This window comes from Flavobacterium eburneipallidum, assembly GCF_027111355.2.
Lineage (GTDB): Bacteria > Bacteroidota > Bacteroidia > Flavobacteriales > Flavobacteriaceae > Flavobacterium > Flavobacterium eburneipallidum.
On sequence record NZ_CP114291.2, the window covers coordinates 1,455,754 to 1,474,322 of the forward strand.

Below are 18,569 nucleotides of genomic sequence, written 5' to 3' on the forward strand. Positions count from 1 at the left end.
TGATCTGTTCAATCCGTGTCATCTGTGTGCCATTGATTTACAAAATCCATTCCTAGTTTATCACGCTGGAAGCGTCTCATTGCACGAGAGCAACATAACCTAGACACTTCCAGCGTGACAAATAGCAAGAATGATGCATTGCAAAGTGTGACCGCAAAACAGTATAGGCAAACCCAAAAAAAATAATTATATTTGCGCCACAACTACACACCTATAAAATGAGTTCAGATTCTAGCAAACGTTATGCACAAAGAGGAGTTTCAGCATCTAAAGAAGATGTGCACAACGCCATAAAAAACATCGACAAAGGATTATTTCCACAGGCTTTTTGCAAAATTGTACCAGATTATTTAACAAATGATTCCGATTATTGTTTGATAATGCACGCAGACGGCGCAGGAACAAAATCGTCTTTGGCGTATATGTACTGGAAAGAAACGGGCGATATATCCGTTTGGAAAGGCATTGCGCAAGATGCTTTGATTATGAATATCGACGACTTATTATGTGTAGGAGCAACCGATAATATTTTGCTTTCATCCACCATTGGAAGAAACAAAAACCTGATTCCAGCCGAAGTAATTTCAGCCATCATCAACGGAACCGAAGAACTGATCAAAGAACTGGATTCTTTCGGAGTAACCATCCATTCAACAGGTGGAGAAACTGCCGATGTTGGTGATATTGTTCGTACAATCATAGTAGATTCAACAGTTACGGCCCGAATGAAACGTTCTAAAGTTATCGATAATGCCAACATAAAAGCCGGTGATGTAATCGTAGGATTGGAATCTTTCGGTCAGGCGACTTACGAAAAAAGCTATAATGGCGGAATGGGAAGCAACGGACTGACATCAGCTCGTCACGATGTTTTCGGTAAATATCTGGCAACCAAATATCCGGAGAGTTACGATGCTGCCGTTCCGGAAGAATTGATTTATTCCGGTCAGGTAAAATTGACCGATGCTGTCGCAAATTCGCCCATCGATGCGGGACAATTAGTGCTTTCGCCAACTAGAACCTACGCACCAATCATCAAAAAAATCCTGGATAAATATTCATCTGATGAAATTCACGGAATGGTGCATTGCAGTGGAGGAGCTCAAACCAAGATTTTACATTTTGTACAAAATCTACATATTATAAAAGACAATTTATTCCCGGTTCCACCCTTGTTCCAATTAATTCAAGAGCAATCCAAAACCGATTGGAAAGAAATGTACCAAGTGTTCAACTGTGGTCATCGTATGGAAATTTACGTTCCCGAAGCCGTTGCTCAGGACATTATTGCGATTTCAAAATCATTCCATGTCAACGCACAAATCGTCGGTAGAGTGGAAGCTTCCGATGCTAAAAAACTGACGATTACCAGCGAATACGGTAATTTCGAATACTAGAGTTTAAGGTTGTTTAAAATTGTTTAAAACTGTTTTTCGTTGATAGTTAAACAATCTTAAACTCTTAAACAATTTTAAACCTTTAAATCCTTAAACTTCCCCCAATGTACGAACTACTTTTTTGGCAATATCAGGACGGAATCTATCTCAATCATCACTTGGTTTATGAAGCTTTGGTCGAACAGCAAGAAGTAGAAGGTCTAGAAACACTTCCTGTGACTGTCATCTTAAACAGAATCAAAACTGTGTTTTCAGGCTGGGAAAAAGTAGATGAGAATAGCTGGAAAAACACCAAAGGAAAAGGTGCTTTTCATGTCAAAACAACTCCACAAAGCATTCAGATCGATTGCTACGGAACCGAAGGCAAAACGATGGACCTTCTTGCCGATACTTTAGAAGAATTCAAATGTCCACTTTACGATCCACAAGTTCCAGTGCGTTACGACGAATTTAACGAATAAAAAACAAAACCAAATAGTTGTAAAGCTTGTCTTTTTTTTTTTTTTGTTTCACTAAAAGTGAAATTATGTTATTTATTTCATTAAATTTGAAACAAATTAATTTCGCTAAAAATGAAACACTTTATTCTAATGGCAGATGTTATTTCAAGTGGTAAAAAAAATCAAAATCAACTTATGGTTGATTTTAAAGATCTTGTACACGAGATTAATCAATCCTATAAAAAAGAGATTCTTTCTCCTATGACTATTACTTTGGGTGATGAATTTCAAGGGGTTGTAAAAGATTTGGGAACTTCGGTCAATATTATTTTATCTTTAGAGGAGAATATTATTCATAAAAAGCTTAATTTTCAATTGCGTTATATTTTGTATCAAGGTCAAATAGAAACACCGATAAATGCCGATATGGCGTATGAAATGTTAGGTTCAGGTTTGACAAATGCTAGATTAGAACTGAATAATTTGAAAGACGAAAAATCTAGATTTAAAGTTTTAATCGAAAACAAATTGCAAAATAATGTTTTGAATAATATTTTTATAATTTTCGAAAACATAAATCAAAAGTGGAATTTAGAAAGTGATTATGAACTCGTGTCTAATTTTTTTAAGTTTGAAGATTACAAAATAATAGCTAAAAAACTCTATAAAACCAGATCGCAAATCTGGAAGCGCAAAAAAACATTAAATATAGAATCGTACAACGCAACAAAAAATATTATTCGATTAATAACTGAAAAATAGCAAATATGGATTTTTTAAAATTTACATTATTGTTGGTTGTAAGTGAGTGTTTTCTGGGCATTTTTTATTATTTTATAACTCCAAAATCAATTCGGAACAAACAAATATTATCGATTATAAATCGCTCTTGAAAGGATTTGTAGAAAGAGTGTTTTTGCTTATTTCTTTAGTTAATGATTATCCGCACGCTTTAACTTTGTTTGGAACCTTAAAACTGGCAACCCGATTAAAGCGAGATAGTGAAGGTGATAAAGTAAAAGAATCGTTGTATAATGATTTCTATTTATTTGGTAATTTTATATCGATTACAATTGCCATTTTGTACTCGTATTTGTATCATAAAATAATCCATTAACGTATTTGTATTACATGAATTATAATTTTTCCTCCCATACAATCCTAGAAGATGACTTCGTTTTACTTCGACCCTTACAGGAATCTGACGTTGAAAATTTATTAGGATTCGCTATGAACGAACCCGAAACCTGGAAATATTCATTAGTTCCGGTAAACGGAAAAGAAAGTCTAACGAATTATATTCAAACCGCTCTCAAAAATAGAGAAAACAAAACCGAATTTCCTTTTATAGTTTTTGATAAGAAATCAGGGAAATATGCTGGAAGTACTCGTTTTTACGATATTCAATTACCGTTCAAAACATTACAATTAGGCTACACTTGGTACGGAAAAGATTTTCGGGGAACAGGATTAAACAAACATTGTAAATTCCTGCTTTTGCAATTCGCTTTCGAAATCCTTGGAATGGAACGTGTGGAATTTCGAGCCGATAATAACAACGAACGAAGTATTGCTGCAATGAAAAGCATTGGCTGTAAAGTAGAAGGTGTTTTTCGCAGTCACATGCCTGTGTTTTTAGGCGAAGAAAAAAGACGAGACAGTATTATTTTGAGTATTCTTCGTGAAGAATGGTTCAGCGAAGTGAAGGAAAATCTAAAATCTAAATTATAATCTAACTGTTATTATGGGGACTTTTGTTATCAGTAAAAGATTTGATGATCGTTACAAATTTGTATTTACCTCTCGAAAAGGGAAAACGATTTTCACCAGTCCTTCTATGGAACTCAAGATGGAATGCGAAGATAGTATCGAAGCCATAAAGGTCAATATCGAAAAATACACTTACGTAAAATCCAGAGCAGCCAATGGGAAATATTTTTTTAAAATGATGATGGAAGAAACCTTAATCGCCACCAGCCGAAAATATACCACACCTCTATTGCTTGAAAAAGGGATTGACGAAATCATTCGAACTGCTGTAAAATCAGATGTTTTAGATTTTACGATGAATGAATTTGTGTTTGTGGATTAAGAAATAGTCAATGTAAATTGCATTTTGGAATTCAAAATGGGGCGAAAAACAAAAAGTAGAACAGATAAAAACAGTTTAGAATTCAGCAAACATTTTTGACCACATTGCCTCAATAAATTACTGTTTCTTGTAAATGCTATAGATTGTGTTTCTAGTTTTTTCGTCTAAAACAGCGTTAACTTCTGTTTGGATATAATGCAGTTTAAAGGCAGTAATTGCAGAAGAAAGATTTTTTGTGTTGTATCCAATAATGCGCAGCCCTTGTTCAGCATTAAAATCAGCAGGAGCGGGTTCTAAAAATTCATCAGGCCATAATCCAAAGCCATTAATAGCTAATAACTTCCATGGAAAAAGCGGGCTAGGGTCTTTTTTTCGAGTAGGAGCAATATCAGAATGGGCAATTATGTTTTGAGTTGGTATGTTGTAATCTTTTTTCAATTTAGTTAAAAGCGCTAATAGACTGATGATTTGTTTGTCCGAAAAAGGTTCACTTCCGTTATTGTCTAATTCAATTCCTATGGAAGCCGAATTAATATCGGTATTTTTTCCCCAGATTGAATTTCCTGCATGCCAAGCTCTTAGATAATCATTTACCATTTGAACAACCCTGCCATCGTCAGAAATAATGTAATGTGCGCTAACTTGAGAGGCTGTTTTAGTAAAGGTTTTTAAGGTTTGTGCTAATGAATCTTGAGCTGTATGGTGAAGTATGATAAAATTAGGTTTTCTTAAATTAAAATTTACAGTGCTAATCCATTCGCTGGTTATTCCGTTAGGCAAAAGAATTGGTTTTTTGATTGATAAGGTATCTTTATAAAGAGCTAATGGATCAAAAGTTGCTGGTTCTACAGGTGGAGGAGGAGGTAACTCGGTTATGGTTGTGCTATCGGTTGCTAACTTTGCAGGTTCCATTTTCGAAATGGTTTCGGTATAATTGTGAAGTTGTTCTTTATACGATTTTTCACTTTTTTTATACGGATTTGTCGAGCATGAAGAGATAACAGCGATTAAAGTCAGAAAATAAAGAGAATTGAATAGGTGTTTTTTTAAGTTATTCATAGTAGTGTATTAGAAAAATAATTAGTCTTGTTTTTCTTTTTCTTTAGACTTATCTTTTGATTTCGATTTTTCTTTTGTTTTCTTCTGTGTTTTTCGATTTTCTTTAAAGATAATGTATTTTTCTTTTTGGTCTTTATTTAAAAATTGATTTATTTTTTGATCCGTAGTTTCAGCAAGTGCCTTGAAATTATTCATTTGCTCCTCTTGTGGATATTCTTGTTTCATCAGTACGCCTTGTGCTTTTAGGCTTTCTTTAATGACATTAGTTATTGCTATGACCTGAAGTTCATCTAGATTAAGAGCTGGTTTCATGTCTTCCACTATTTTGGCAGCAGTAACCTCTACTGGGATTTCTTTTGGCTTTTCGGGTTGCGACTGATTCATAGTACTACCCATTTGGTTCATTCCACCACCATAGCCACCATAGCCATTTCCTCCATAACCACCACCGTAACCGTTTCCATATTGTGCTGAAACATTCGTTATAGATAATAATATAAAAGTTAATGTTGTTGTAAGTAATTTAAGTGAAGTTTTCATAGTAATAATTTTAAACGGGTTCAGCGTATAAATCAAATTCGGTGGCATCGGTAATTTTTACCATAACAAATTCACCTGTTTTTACGTAATGTTTTGAAGCATCAATTAGTACTTCATTGTCCACATCAGGGCTGTCAAATTCGGTTCTTCCTATAAAATGAGCTCCTTCTTTTCGATCAATAATACAACGGAAGGTTTTTCCAATTTTTTCTTGGTTCAAATCCCATGAAATTTGTGATTGCAATTCCATTATTTCATTGGCACGATTTTGTTTGACATCAGCAGGGACATCATCAACTAATTCAAAAGCAGTAGTGTTTTCTTCGTGTGAATAAGCAAAACAACCTAAACGCTCGAACTTCATTTCCTGAACCCAATCTCTCATGATTTCAAAATCTTCTTGAGTTTCGCCAGGATAACCAACAATCAAAGTAGTCCTGATAGTCATTCCGGGAACAGCTTCACGGAATTCTTTCAATAATTTGGTTGTTTTTTCCTTCGTCGTTCCACGTTTCATCGATTTCAAAATAGGATCTGAAATGTGTTGCAACGGAATATCAATATAATTACAAATCTTTGGTTCACGTTTCATGATTTCCAAAACATCCATCGGAAAACCAGAAGGGAAGGCATAGTGCAAACGAATCCATTCGATTCCTTCTACTTTTACCAAGGCTTCTAATAACTCGCCAAGATTCCGTTTTTTGTAAATATCCAATCCGTAATAGGTCAAATCCTGCGCTATCAAAATTAATTCTTTGACTCCATTTTTTGCTAAACCTTCCGCTTCTTTCACTAGTTTTTCAATGGTTTGCGAAACGTGTTTGCCACGCATTAATGGAATGGCGCAAAAGCTACATGGTCTATCACAACCTTCGGCAATTTTTAGATAGGCATAATTTTTTGGAGTCGTAGTCAGACGCTCTCCTAATAACTCGTGTTTATAATCGGCTCCCAAAGCTTTTAATAATCCAGGTAATTCGGTGGTTCCGAAATACTGATCTACATTTGGGATTTCTTTCTCTAAATCAGGTCTGTAACGTTCAGATAGACATCCTGTTACAAATACTTTGTCAACAATTCCTCGTTCTTTTTTGTCAGCATATTCCAAAATCATATTTACTGATTCTGCTTTTGCATTATCAATAAATCCGCATGTATTAATTACTACAATATTTCCTTCTTCTTCATGTACAACTTCTTTTCCACTGGCTTTTAGTTGCCCCATCAATACTTCGCTATCGTACACGTTTTTTGAACACCCAAGAGTGATCACATTTATTTTATTCTTTTTTAAAGACTTGGTTCTCATATATTTAGAATCCCGATAATTTGGGAATTTTGCAAAATTACGATTTTTATTTTTAGGAGCATAAATCTTTGTTTTTTTAAAGGCTTTTTGTTGGTAAATACGTTGTTTTTTGGAATATTTGTCTATAAAAAAAACCATTTCAAATAACTGAAATGGTTTAGTGTTAAGATTAAAAAATAAACAGATTAGATATTATAATTCAAAAGTTAAAGTTGCAACGGCATTATTGTTTTTGGTAGTGGTTTTTGCTCCATCTGTAAATCCTTGGTTGAAAAAGCTTTGCTGTGAAGTTCTTTCTCCATACACATAAGCAAAATCTAACCTACAAGCACCAAAGTTGTATCCTAATCCGGCAGAATAACTATTAAAATCACCAATAGTTAGAGAATTTTTATAAGGACTTTCTTCAAATCTGTAACCTCCTCTAATGCTTAATGCTTTTATTTTATATTCAGCTCCGATTCTTAATTCGCCTGTAGAAGCTAGGGTATTACTCATTTGATTGTTTATATCTCGGAAATAGCTATCACTTTCAGGTTTGAACTTTGTGTTGCTGTAATTCTTTAAAGTATAATCAATGCTTATCAAACCTGTTTTTCCAAAAACATAGCCAAAACTCAAAGTTACCTTTTCTGGAGTTTGTAATTTGTAAGGTGCATAATAATTAATAACGTTAGGGTTTACAACATCTGCGGGTAACTCTCCAGATATGTTTTTGCTTACAGCTGTTAGGCTTTGTGAGAACTCATCAGTTAATCGAAACCAAGTAGGTGATTCGTAAGCTAATCCTAAACGAACTTCATTGGTTACTTTTGCAATGGCTCCTAATTGAAATGAAAATCCTGATCCATAAGTGTATAAATTATTATTGAATCTCAATTCTCTAACAGTGTAATCATTGCTTAAAGTGTTGGTGTTGCTTTCATAAAAGCTACTCGATTTGGTAAAGTCAACAAAGTGTGAATTCAAATTTAAACCAATATAAAGTTTGTCTTTATAAGATGTTGCTGCATTGAAGGATAATTTTCCATTATAACCGTTAGTGTATATATTGTTTTCTTGGTAATAATTTCCTCCTTGGGTAACATTTGATACGTACGGAGAGTTATTGTTGGTATCATCAATTGCATTAATTATATAGCCTTGGTATCCCATCATCGCTTGTTGAGCAGCAAAACCAGTCATATTTGGATATTGTCCATTAGGTAAACTATTGCCTAAAAATGAATATAAATCTGGAATGGATTCACCTGTATTAGTATTTACATATTCTTGTGGAACCGGAGCACCACCATTTCCAAAATTAGCATAGCTTAAAAAATAGCCATCAATTGAATTGTATTCATTTATACCAGCCGAAAAAACTGAATTGTCAAAGTTGTTTGTTTTTTCGTAGTTAATAGAAATTGAGAATTTTTTCCAGTTGCTATTAGTGTCGTGGTTTTTAAATATGAATACACCACCTGTTTGGTTCATATCAAATGAGTTTTCTTTTGATGATGTGTTAGTATTAAAATAATTAGAATTGTTTTTATTATTAAAATTACTCAAAGTCAATGTGACTTGATTGTTAGAAAATACCGCAGATCCTGCAGGATTTACATTAATGGAAGATAAGTCTCCTCCAAGAGCGCCGAAAGCACCACCCAAAGCCCTAAAACGAGCTGTTCCAGTTAAATTGTCTTGTGAATAGCGAACTGCATCCGCAATTTCTTGTGATTGAGCAGTACTAAAAGTAAGACTAGTTAGTAAAAAAAGCAGGTATTTTTTCATCTTTTTTAGTTCAGTTAAGTTTTGTAAAATCATGAAAGATTATCTTCTTCCTCCTCCACCAGAAGATCTTCCACCGCTACTACTACCACCTCCGTAAGATCCACCACCAGAGTTTCCAGAAGATCTTGTGTTATTGTATGTAGGGCTACTGTAGGTATTAGTGTTGGTACTGGTACTGGTATTTGAAGGAGTGTAGTTTTGGGTTCTAGTGTTGTTTGTTGTGTTACTGCTTCTTCTTGATGTTTGAGTTGAATTGTTTTGAGATTGCGAATAATCTCTATTCATAAAACTAGAGCTGTTTCTGGTTGTGTTGATAGCGGCGTTTCTAGTGTTAGAATTTCTGGTATTATTGTAATAATTGTTATTGTCGTTTGAATATCTATTACTACTTTGAGGTGAGGAATATCTGGTACTATTTAGATTGTTAGAAGAAGAGCCTCTTCTGCCTGGATTGTATGTATAATTATTGCTGTATCCATAAGAAGGGTATCCCCATCCCCAACCATAATTCGGAAATCCCCATCCGTAATTTGGAAATCCCCATCCCCAATCATAACCAAATCCATAATAAGGATTACCCCATCCCCAGTAGTCGTATCCAAAACCAAAGTAAGGATTACCCCATCCTCCACCAAATCCTCCCCAACCAAATCCTCCAAATCCCATATTCCAGTTCCAAGGATCATTGTATAGGTTAATTGATGTTCTAGTTGGTTGGCTATCCCAGTCTAATGTGTTAGAATTTGCAATTCTGATAGTATCGCCTGAAGGGTTGTTTTCTTCTTGTAGAGAACTAAAATATTCTTGGTAAGCAATGCTTGATGTGCTTGGTTTTGCTTTAGCAGTATTTCCATAGATGCCGTCACTATCATAATAAGAACTATTTTGATATGAGCCACAGGATGTCATAAGAATACTCAAAAATCCAATTAATGAGTAAACTACGGCATTTCGGTGTGAAAAAATATTTGTTTTCATAATCAATGGGATTTTTTATTGTTGCACAATACAAAAATAGTTAGTTTTGCCGAACTATTTAGTTAAAATAATTAAAACAAAATTTGTGCCAAACTATTCAATATGAGCAAGAACCTTACTACACGAGCAGAAGACTATTCAAAATGGTATAATGAGCTGGTTGTAAAAGCCGATTTGGCTGAAAATTCAGGAGTTAGAGGCTGTATGGTTATCAAACCTTATGGTTATGCAATTTGGGAAAAAATGCAAGCAGAATTAGATAAAATGTTCAAAGAAACTGGGCATCAAAATGCTTACTTTCCTTTGTTTGTTCCTAAAAGTATGTTTGAAGCCGAGGAAAAAAATGCAGAAGGTTTTGCTAAAGAATGTGCTATCGTAACGCATTACAGATTAAAAAATGATCCTGATAACGCAGGTAAATTAATAGTTGACCCTAATGCAAAGTTAGAAGAAGAATTAATAGTTCGTCCTACTAGTGAAGCCATTATTTGGTCAACTTATAAAGGATGGGTTCAATCCTATAGAGATTTACCTTTATTAATTAACCAATGGGCAAATGTTGTGCGTTGGGAAATGAGAACGAGATTGTTCTTGAGAACAGCAGAGTTTTTATGGCAAGAAGGGCATACAGCTCACGCTACAAAAAAGGAAGCTATTGAAGAGTCAGAAAAAATGATGAATGTTTATGCTGATTTTGCTGAAAATTTTATGGCAATTCCAGTTATAAAGGGATTAAAAACAGAAACAGAACGTTTTGCAGGTGCAGAGGAAACCTATTGTATTGAGGCTTTGATGCAAGATGGAAAAGCTTTGCAAGCGGGAACATCACACTTTTTAGGGCAAAACTTTGCAAAAGCTTTTGATGTGAAATTTGCCAATGCCGAAGGTAAACAAGAACATGTTTGGGGAACTTCATGGGGTGTTTCAACCCGATTGATGGGAGCATTAGTAATGACGCATTCTGATGATCAAGGATTGGTATTGCCTCCGAGTTTAGCACCGATTCAAGTAGTAATTGTTCCTATATATAAGAATGATGAGCAACTAGAAGCGATTTCAAATGAAGTAGATGTTTTGGTAAAAGCATTCAAGAAATTAAACATATCTGTTAAATACGATAATAGAACGACTCAAAAACCGGGATTCAAATTTGCAGAATGGGAATTAAAAGGAGTGCCTGTTCGAATAGCAGTAGGTCCAAAAGATTTAGAAAATGGAACTTTTGAAGTAGCGAGAAGAGATATTTTGACTAAAGAAGTGGTTTCTAAAGACGGAATTGTGACTTATATTAGCGATTTATTGGAGCAAATTCAAAAAGATTTGTTTCAAAAAGCGTTAGATTATAGAAATTCTCACATAACTGAAGTGAATAGTTTTGAAGAGTTTAAAACGGTTTTGAATGGTGAAGGAGGTTTTGTATCAGCACATTGGGATGGTACTGCAGAGACTGAAGAGAAGATTAAAGAATTGACAAAAGCAACCATAAGATGTATCCCTTTAAATAGGGTAGAAGAAGTGGGAAGCTGTGTGTTTACAGGGAATCCTTCCTCTGGAAGGGTCTTGTTTGCGAAGGCTTATTAAAAAAAATAAAAAAAAATATGCTGGGCTATTGCGAAAATAGAAAATAGTTGTATTTTTGCATCCGCAATAGAGAAGCAGGGTCCGTTCGTCTATCGGTTAGGACGCCAGGTTTTCATCCTGGTAAGGGGGGTTCGATTCCCCCACGGACTACAAACTCATTTGAGTTCATAAAATAATTACTGCCTGGGAAGGCAAATGGTCCGTTCGTCTATCGGTTAGGACGCCAGGTTTTCATCCTGGTAAGGGGGGTTCGATTCCCCCACGGACTACAATTAGTTGTAAATAAGTTTTATAAAATAAAGATTGGTGTCTCGGTTTTTATTTTATTAGTTAAAACCAAAGTGATTGTAATAATAAAAAATACAATTGTGGGAGGTTTTTCTTTTTTAACTGATAGTTTATAAATAATTATTACAATTAAAATTAAAAGAAAATGGCAAATCATAAGTCAGCTTTAAAAAGAATTAGAAGTAACGAGAAAAAAAGAGTATTAAACAGATACCAACACAAAACAACTCGTAACGCAATAAAAGCATTAAGAATCGCTACTGATAAAGCAGAAGCTACTTCAAAATTATCAACTGTAATTTCAATGATTGATAAGTTAGCTAAAAAGAATATCATTCATGATAACAAAGCTTCTAATTTAAAATCTAAATTAACAAAACACGTTGCTAAATTGTAATCATAACAATTTAATAAATATAAAAAAGTCCTGATTTTTCAGGACTTTTTTTATTATATAACAAATTTGGTTTTAACATATTCGAGCATTTCTTTAGAAATTGGTTTTGGTAAAAAATCCAATACCATAGCATAATTTTTAGATTTTTCTAGATCATCTGGATCAATGGTCGAGGAGAGGATGATTATTTTTGTAGAGTTGTATGTGTCGTATTCTTGAGTACTAAAACTGTCCAAGAATTCCCAGCCTCCCATTATAGGCATATTCAAATCTAATAGAATTAATTGAGGTTGTTTCGATTCGTTGTTCTCTTTTAGGTTTTTAAAATAATTTAAGCCTTCCAATCCGTTTTTGGCTGTGATTATTTCATTTGAAAACATAGTTTTGCTAATTACCATTTTGCATAGCATTAGAGCAATTGGATCGTCGTCGATGCATAAAACGGTGTCTAACATCTCTATTTGTTTTTAAATATTAATGTAAATGTGGTTCCTTTATCCACTTCGCTTTCTATATTAATGCTTCCTCCCATGGCTTCTACTTGAGATTTTACTAGGTACAATCCTAGTCCTTTGCTGTCAGGATAGTCGTGGAAGCGTTGGTATAATCCAAATATTTTGTCTTTGTTTCTTACTAAATCAATTCCAATTCCGTTGTCTTTGAAAATAAGAATTACACTATTGTCAAGCGGAGTAGTTGATATAGTTATTTTGGATTGTTGGTTTTTAGATTTGTATTTTATAGCATTAGTCAATAGATTTAGCAAAATACTTTCTAGATAAGCTTTGTTTGTGTTTAAAACTGGGGCTTTTTCAAAGTCAATTTTTATGATGGGTTTGTGAAGTCCGATAAGAAAATCTAATTGGCTAAAAACATTTTCAAAAACTTCTTTGAGTAAAATTTCTTCTTTTTGTATAGACGGATTGTCTTTGATGACTATTACTTTTACTAAATCGTCAATAGTTTCATTGAGAAGATGCGTGGATTTTTTGAATCCATTTAAAATTTCTTGTAAATCTGGATTTTCAATTGGAATGTCTTCTATTAAATTGAGCAGACCAGTTAGGTTTGATAGAGGTGATCTTAAATTATGAGATGTGATGTATGAAAATTGTTGTAAGTCCTTGTTGTTTTGTGTTAATTCTCGAATAAGTTGTTCTTTTTCAACTTCTTGTTTTTTAATTTCGGTTATGTCTCTTTGGATGGATACCCAGTGTGATAGTTCGTTGTCAGAATTATAAACAGGAAGCAATGAGAATCCTACCCAGTATTCTTCGTTGTTTTTTTTGTAACTAATAGTTTCTATTTGGTGGTTTTCTTCTTTTTTGAGTATGGCGTTGCAAAGTTTTTCGAATACTTCAGTATTGGATTTGGAACCCATGAATAGATTTGGAGATTTACCAATAATTTCGTGGGGTTGATATCCTGACATTACAGAAAAAGCTGGATTAACATATACTATTTTAGGGACACCACTGTCTTCATTGTTGGGCTCTACAATGATTACAGAATCTTTAGTTTGGGTAATTACGGTTTCTAGAAGTTTTAGTCGTTGTTCTTCTAGTTTTTGTTTTGTAATGTCTTGAATGGCTCCTATCATTCTAACAGATTTTCCGTTTTCATCTTTTAAAATAAATCCTCTGTCTAATACATACTTATAGGAGTCATCAGCGCATCTAAAACGGTACTGATCTTGCCATTTTTCTGTTTTTTGTTCAATAAAAGAATAAAGTCTAATGGACATTTTTATACTATCTTCTGGATGAATTTTGTCAAACCACCAGTTTGAACTGTTTCCTACCTGATCCTCGGTATAACCAAAAATGGTTTCTATTCCTTTGTTCCAGGACATTCTATCCTCTTGGATTTTCCAATCCCAAATAATATCACTGGTTGCTTTTGAAACAATATCGTATCTTTCATTGGATTCTTTGATTTCAATATTGGTGTTTTTTAGTTTATTATAGACAGAAGAATTTTTAATGTCTTTTTTAGTTAATATGTATCCTAAAAACAAACCAGAAACTAGTACAAAAGTGGTGTCTTTTATTATGCCATACAACGGATTATTATATAATGAAAAATGTTTCCCTAAAAATTCATGGCAAATGACTGCCACAAGTGTGGAAATTAGAATATAAATAAGAGTTATTCTAGTAGTTTTATTTTTCATTATTCAAATATAAAAAAATATTTGTGTTTTCTTTAAAAATGGATATAAAGTTGTGTCAAGATATTGGTTATAATTGTGTAAAGTTATTAAACCGTAACTATTAAAATCTAAAAATTTTTTATATCAAAATAAAGTGTACCTTTGCACCCATTAAAAATCACAGATGGAAGCTATTAGAAACATTGCAATTATTGCCCACGTCGATCACGGTAAAACAACTTTGGTTGATAAAATTATGTATCACTGTCAGTTATTTCGCGATAACGAAAATACAGGTGACTTAATCCTTGATAACAACGATTTAGAGCGCGAAAGAGGTATTACCATTACTTCAAAGAATGTTTCGGTTCAGTATAAAGGTACAAAAATCAATATTATTGATACTCCTGGTCACGCCGATTTTGGTGGAGAGGTAGAGCGTGTATTGAATATGGCCGATGGTGTTTGCCTTTTGGTAGATGCTTTTGAAGGACCAATGCCACAAACGCGTTTTGTATTGCAAAAAGCGATTGATTTAGGATTAAAACCATGCGTTGTAATCAATAAAGTAGATAAAGAAAACTGTACTCCTGAAGAAGTTCACGAAAAAGTTTTTGACTTAATGTTTGAATTAGGTGCTCAAGAATGGCAGTTGGATTTTCCAACCGTTTATGGTTCAGCTAAAAATAACTGGATGTCAGATCATTGGGAAAATGTAACGGATAATGTGGAAGCATTATTGGATATGGTTGTTGAAAATGTACCTGCTCCTAAAGTTTCTGAAGGAACACCACAAATGTTGATTACCTCTTTAGATTTCTCTGCATTTACTGGACGTATCGCAATTGGTCGTCTAGAAAGAGGAGTTCTTAAAGAAGGTATGCCAATCTCATTAGTAAAAAGAGACGGTACTGTATCAAAATCTCGTATAAAAGAATTACACACTTTTGAAGGTCTTGGTCGTAAAAAAGTAGAGCAAGTTATTGCTGGAGATATTTGTGCAATCATTGGAGTAGAAGGTTTTGAAATTGGTGATACAATCGCTGATCACGAAAACCCAGAAGGTTTGAAAACTATCGATATCGACGAGCCTACTATGAGTATGTTGTTTACAATTAATGACTCTCCTTTCTTTGGAAAAGAGGGTAAATTTGTAACTTCTCGTCATATTAGAGAGCGTTTGACAAAAGAATTAGAGAAAAACTTGGCAATGAAATTGGGTGAAACTGATTCTGCCGATAAGTTTATGGTTTTTGGTCGTGGAGTACTTCACTTATCTGTTCTTATCGAAACTATGAGAAGAGAAGGATATGAGTTACAAATCGGTCAGCCACAAGTTATCATAAAAGAAATTGACGGTAAAAAATGTGAGCCAATTGAAGAATTAACTATCGATTTACCAGAAAGTTTATCAGGTAGAGCTGTAGAGTTCGTTACTTTGCGTAAAGGAGAAATGCTTTCTATGGAAACTAAAGGGGAGCGTATGATTGTGAAATTTAATATTCCATCTCGTGGAATTATTGGATTGCGTAACCAATTGCTTACTGCTACTGCTGGTGAGGCTATTATGGCACACCGTTTTATAGGATACGAACCTTACAAAGGAGAAATTGCTGGACGTAACAAAGGGTCATTGATTTCTATGGAAAAAGGAAAAGCGATTCCATATTCTATCGATAAATTACAAGATCGTGGTAAGTTTTTTGTTGAACCAAATGCTGAAATTTACGAAGGTCAGGTAATTGGAGAAAACTCACGTGGTGATGATATGTGTGTAAACGTAACCAAAGAGAAAAAACAATCTAACGTACGTTCTTCTGGAAATGATGATAAAGCTAGAATTATTCCTCCAATCATTTTCTCATTAGAAGAAGCTTTGGAATACATTCAAAAAGATGAATATGTTGAGGTTACTCCAAAATCGATTCGTTTGAGAAAAATCTATTTGACTGAAACCGATAGAAAAAGATTTAAAATCTAATACGTTTTTAAATTACAATATAAAAATCCCAAATTCCATATGGAGTTTGGGATTTTTTTTGTTTTTAAGATACAAAAAAAGCCATATCGTTTTTTGACATAGCCCTTTTGATTTGTATTGCCTGCTCAACTTTGTGGGCACAGAATGCAATTCTGCGCTATCCCACAACAAGAAATTTATTGTAAATCAGCGCAATCGGGTTCAACCTCCAGCAGATGTATTAAGTAAATTAGCTAATGTATTTGGAACCTCTATTGATTATCTCGTAAACGGAACCATTCAAAACAAGGCAGAAGAAGCAATTGACGATAATTTACTCTTAAAACAGTTTAAAGCTGTGGAGCAAATGAAAAAAAAAGACAAAAATGTAGTTACCAAATTAATAGATGCTTTCATTCTAAAAGCTAATTTGCAACAGCAACTTTCTTAACATAAAAAAACCGAGCAATTGCTCGGTTTTTTTATGTTTGTTTTTGCGTTACCCACGTTTATGGGTACGAGCTTGAAGCTCGCACTAGCCTAGTGTTACCTAATGCTTGCACCGACGGAGGTTATTGCTTTAGGACATAGAAAAAGATGTTTATTTAAATCTTTGATAATCTTCCCATTTTTTTGTGTCAGAATAATAGGTTTTTACATCTTCACTGGATTTTGCAAACCAAATAATATAATTTGAATTGTCCTTTTTCTCGTAATATAAAGGAGGATTATTCTCGTCAATTATTTCTATTCCAATATCAGAAAGTGAATTAGGTAGTTTTTTATATTTTGCTTTATAATTTTCAATTTTTTCTATAATCTCACTTCCTTGAGAAGTTAATCTATTTTCTTTTTCAGTTCTTAAATAAAAAAACCAAACGAAAAATAATAACATTAATGTTGTAAATATTAAACCTATTTTCTTCTTCATAACTTATTGATTTGATTTTGTATAAACTCCTTCAGTAGTATGATTTGTTCTAGTTGGCTCACTCAAGTTTGCATCTGTTGCAGGTAATGTTGAATAATTTGGAGCATTTTGTGGTTTAGTCGCCCCCATAGTATTAAGGTAGTTTTGCAGTTGTTCTCCTAAAGTCATTTCGCTGTTTGGATTAAAATAATTTGCTCCAAAATCTGCTCCCCACTTATCACTTGGTAAATCCTCATAACTGTAAGCAGAATGTCCCGCAACAAGCCTATCTGACATCTCTTGTTGATATCCAACTTGAACAGCATCTCCAACAGGGTTAATATTATCTGCTTTAGCCTGAGCTTGTGCACGTTGCGAAGGAGATAAATTAGAGTCATTAGCTGTTTTCTGATATGCTTCTTTGTTTGTCTTACTCTCGTAAGCTTTACCAGCATAAAACATAAAATGAGACATATCAAGCCAACCAACTCTTTCAGTATAAATATATTTGTCTTTACTTGTATTAAAAGGATTAGTTGTCATAGGTTCTGGTCGCATATGTGCCCAATTCATTTCTGTTTTGCCTAATCTCATCATAGCGTTATGTGCATTATTTCCAGTCAATGTTCCCATTCTTGACCTTGTATTATTTAAAAATGCAACAAATCCTTGAGAAGTTCCTGCTTGTGGTTTTATTGGCTCACGACCATCTGGGTCGGTTAAAACTATTGGATTATTCAAGCAATATGTATAAGGACTAACGCCTGGCATTTTTTGTGCTAACGGGTCAACATTCATCCAGCTACCCAAAGCAGGGGCATAATTCCTCGCTCCATAGTCGTACAAGTTAAGCTCCAGCTCGTCTTGCAGTTCCTTGCCGTTATACTTATACTTGTAATCCAATTGAGCATTATTACTATTGTATCCTTTGTGTTTCAGTCCAAAGGGGTAATAGTTGCTTTCTTCTAGTATTTCGTTATTAGCAATCGTCCCGTCATTATTAATGTCTTGATAACTTATTCTTGTGTTTCCTAAATGGTCTTTATAGTTAAATACATAACTATAAACACCTGAACTATTTTTTACATATCCTTGCACTGTTGGGAAAAATTGCAATACATTGTTTTGGTATTGAAAACCACCCAAATAATTAGTAAGTATTGTGCTGGATGGTGTATTTACTATTACTTGTTTTTCTAGTTTTTGTCCAACTGCGTTGTAAATATAAACAATGTTTCCAGTTGCTCCAAATGTTATTTTGGTGGGTAGGTTAATGTGGTTATATATGATTTCAGTAATATTTTTGTTTCTGTCAACAGTCATATTGCCATTGGCATCATAACCAAATGCCGCAGGAATTCAAAAAGCAATTAAAATAGGAGAATTCAAAACCTGTGACAATTACAATCATTGCGTTTTAACCAGTGCAACCATAAGCCCTGACGGAAAAAAAGTAGTGGTTTTAAGTCACGATAAAATCGTGTTGTTTCAAGGTTTTCAAGACGATTTGTTTCATAAAGGAACGCAAACCGAAATTCTATTGGGTGATTTTTCTCAAAAAGAACCCAATCGCTCTGATATGTAAAATAGTCCTTTTGTGGATAGCGCAGAATTGCATTCTGTGCCCACTCCAATTGGCAACTAAAACAAAATTATTAAAACAATTTCCAATTCATATTCTAAACCTGTA

The 18,569-nt window shown here is 33.8% G+C and carries 20 protein-coding genes and 2 tRNA genes; 13 read left to right on the top strand and 9 right to left on the bottom strand.

Annotated features, from left to right (window positions below):
* The first annotated feature begins 218 nt into the window (after nucleotides 1-218).
* From OZP15_RS06065 to OZP15_RS06090, 6 genes are all read left to right on the top strand, one after another.
* Nucleotides 219-1,397, top strand: coding sequence for an AIR synthase related protein (locus tag OZP15_RS06065; RefSeq protein ID WP_281337281.1), 1,179 nt, complete (start codon nucleotides 219-221; stop codon nucleotides 1,395-1,397).
* A 104-nt stretch (nucleotides 1,398-1,501) separates the two neighbouring features.
* On the top strand, nucleotides 1,502-1,858 hold the full coding sequence (locus OZP15_RS06070) for a hypothetical protein (protein WP_269227579.1): 357 nt from the start codon (nucleotides 1,502-1,504) through the stop codon (nucleotides 1,856-1,858).
* 111 nt (nucleotides 1,859-1,969) lie between these two features.
* Nucleotides 1,970-2,599, top strand: a complete 630-nt coding sequence (locus OZP15_RS06075) for a SatD family protein (RefSeq protein ID WP_281337282.1) — start codon at nucleotides 1,970-1,972, stop codon at nucleotides 2,597-2,599.
* 154 nt (nucleotides 2,600-2,753) lie between these two features.
* Nucleotides 2,754-2,954 (top strand): hypothetical protein, encoded by a 201-nt coding sequence (locus tag OZP15_RS06080; RefSeq protein WP_269227581.1) that lies wholly within the window; start codon nucleotides 2,754-2,756, stop codon nucleotides 2,952-2,954.
* A 14-nt stretch (nucleotides 2,955-2,968) separates the two neighbouring features.
* Entirely contained in the window at nucleotides 2,969-3,568 is a 600-nt protein-coding gene (locus OZP15_RS06085) for a GNAT family N-acetyltransferase (protein WP_269227582.1), read from the top strand.
* A gap of 13 nt (nucleotides 3,569-3,581) precedes the next feature.
* The gene (locus OZP15_RS06090; RefSeq protein ID WP_269227583.1) at nucleotides 3,582-3,929 is read left to right on the top strand and encodes a DUF1508 domain-containing protein; all 348 of its coding nucleotides are present in this window, start codon (nucleotides 3,582-3,584) and stop codon (nucleotides 3,927-3,929) included.
* 117 nt (nucleotides 3,930-4,046) lie between these two features.
* Here OZP15_RS06090 and OZP15_RS06095 read toward each other — a convergent pair whose 3' ends face one another.
* From OZP15_RS06095 to OZP15_RS06115, 5 genes are all read right to left on the bottom strand, one after another.
* Nucleotides 4,047-4,988 carry an N-acetylmuramoyl-L-alanine amidase gene (locus OZP15_RS06095; RefSeq protein WP_269227584.1) on the bottom strand — a complete coding sequence of 314 codons (942 nt, stop codon included), beginning with the start codon at nucleotides 4,986-4,988 and terminating at the stop codon, nucleotides 4,047-4,049.
* Between the two features lie 21 nt (nucleotides 4,989-5,009).
* A complete protein-coding gene (locus tag OZP15_RS06100) occupies nucleotides 5,010-5,528 on the bottom strand; it encodes a hypothetical protein (RefSeq protein ID WP_269227585.1) in 519 nt (172 codons plus the stop codon).
* A gap of 10 nt (nucleotides 5,529-5,538) precedes the next feature.
* A complete protein-coding gene (gene rimO / locus OZP15_RS06105; protein WP_281337283.1) occupies nucleotides 5,539-6,840 on the bottom strand; it encodes a 30S ribosomal protein S12 methylthiotransferase RimO in 1,302 nt (433 codons plus the stop codon).
* A 192-nt stretch (nucleotides 6,841-7,032) separates the two neighbouring features.
* Nucleotides 7,033-8,613, bottom strand: a complete 1,581-nt coding sequence (locus OZP15_RS06110; RefSeq protein ID WP_269227586.1) for an OmpP1/FadL family transporter — start codon at nucleotides 8,611-8,613, stop codon at nucleotides 7,033-7,035.
* Nucleotides 8,614-8,652: 39 nt separating this feature from the next.
* The gene (locus OZP15_RS06115; protein WP_269227587.1) at nucleotides 8,653-9,591 is read right to left on the bottom strand and encodes a hypothetical protein; all 939 of its coding nucleotides are present in this window, start codon (nucleotides 9,589-9,591) and stop codon (nucleotides 8,653-8,655) included.
* A gap of 102 nt (nucleotides 9,592-9,693) precedes the next feature.
* Here OZP15_RS06115 and proS point away from each other — a divergent pair, with 102 nt between their 5' ends.
* The 4 genes from proS to rpsT all read left to right on the top strand — a co-directional run bounded on the left by proS (nucleotide 9,694) and on the right by rpsT (nucleotide 11,857).
* On the top strand, nucleotides 9,694-11,172 hold the full coding sequence (proS, locus tag OZP15_RS06120; protein ID WP_269227588.1) for a proline--tRNA ligase: 1,479 nt from the start codon (nucleotides 9,694-9,696) through the stop codon (nucleotides 11,170-11,172).
* Nucleotides 11,173-11,250: 78 nt separating this feature from the next.
* Nucleotides 11,251-11,322: transfer RNA gene (locus tag OZP15_RS06125), tRNA-Glu, on the top strand.
* A gap of 47 nt (nucleotides 11,323-11,369) precedes the next feature.
* A tRNA-Glu gene (locus OZP15_RS06130) sits at nucleotides 11,370-11,441 on the top strand.
* A gap of 164 nt (nucleotides 11,442-11,605) precedes the next feature.
* Nucleotides 11,606-11,857, top strand: coding sequence for a 30S ribosomal protein S20 (rpsT, locus tag OZP15_RS06135; protein ID WP_281337284.1), 252 nt, complete (start codon nucleotides 11,606-11,608; stop codon nucleotides 11,855-11,857).
* 53 nt (nucleotides 11,858-11,910) lie between these two features.
* Here the strand turns inward: rpsT and OZP15_RS06140 are convergent, their stop codons facing one another.
* Both OZP15_RS06140 and OZP15_RS06145 read right to left on the bottom strand, forming a co-directional pair.
* The gene (locus OZP15_RS06140; RefSeq protein WP_269227589.1) at nucleotides 11,911-12,312 is read right to left on the bottom strand and encodes a response regulator; all 402 of its coding nucleotides are present in this window, start codon (nucleotides 12,310-12,312) and stop codon (nucleotides 11,911-11,913) included.
* Nucleotides 12,313-12,314: 2 nt separating this feature from the next.
* Complete coding sequence (locus OZP15_RS06145) at nucleotides 12,315-14,030, bottom strand: PAS domain S-box protein (RefSeq protein WP_281337285.1); 1,716 nt, start codon at nucleotides 14,028-14,030, stop codon at nucleotides 12,315-12,317.
* Nucleotides 14,031-14,193: 163 nt separating this feature from the next.
* Here OZP15_RS06145 and typA point away from each other — a divergent pair, with 163 nt between their 5' ends.
* Nucleotides 14,194-15,990, top strand: coding sequence for a translational GTPase TypA (typA, locus tag OZP15_RS06150; RefSeq protein ID WP_281337286.1), 1,797 nt, complete (start codon nucleotides 14,194-14,196; stop codon nucleotides 15,988-15,990).
* A 133-nt stretch (nucleotides 15,991-16,123) separates the two neighbouring features.
* Nucleotides 16,124-16,420, top strand: a complete 297-nt coding sequence (locus tag OZP15_RS06155) for a helix-turn-helix domain-containing protein (RefSeq protein WP_281337287.1) — start codon at nucleotides 16,124-16,126, stop codon at nucleotides 16,418-16,420.
* A gap of 150 nt (nucleotides 16,421-16,570) precedes the next feature.
* Here the strand turns inward: OZP15_RS06155 and OZP15_RS06160 are convergent, their stop codons facing one another.
* Nucleotides 16,571-16,900, bottom strand: a complete 330-nt coding sequence (locus OZP15_RS06160; RefSeq protein WP_269227592.1) for a hypothetical protein — start codon at nucleotides 16,898-16,900, stop codon at nucleotides 16,571-16,573.
* A 3-nt stretch (nucleotides 16,901-16,903) separates the two neighbouring features.
* Complete coding sequence (locus OZP15_RS06165) at nucleotides 16,904-18,202, bottom strand: RHS repeat-associated core domain-containing protein (protein ID WP_281337288.1); 1,299 nt, start codon at nucleotides 18,200-18,202, stop codon at nucleotides 16,904-16,906.
* Nucleotides 18,203-18,335: 133 nt separating this feature from the next.
* Here OZP15_RS06165 and OZP15_RS06170 point away from each other — a divergent pair, with 133 nt between their 5' ends.
* Entirely contained in the window at nucleotides 18,336-18,464 is a 129-nt protein-coding gene (locus OZP15_RS06170; protein WP_269227595.1) for a hypothetical protein, read from the top strand.
* The last annotated feature ends 105 nt before the right edge of the window (nucleotides 18,465-18,569 follow it).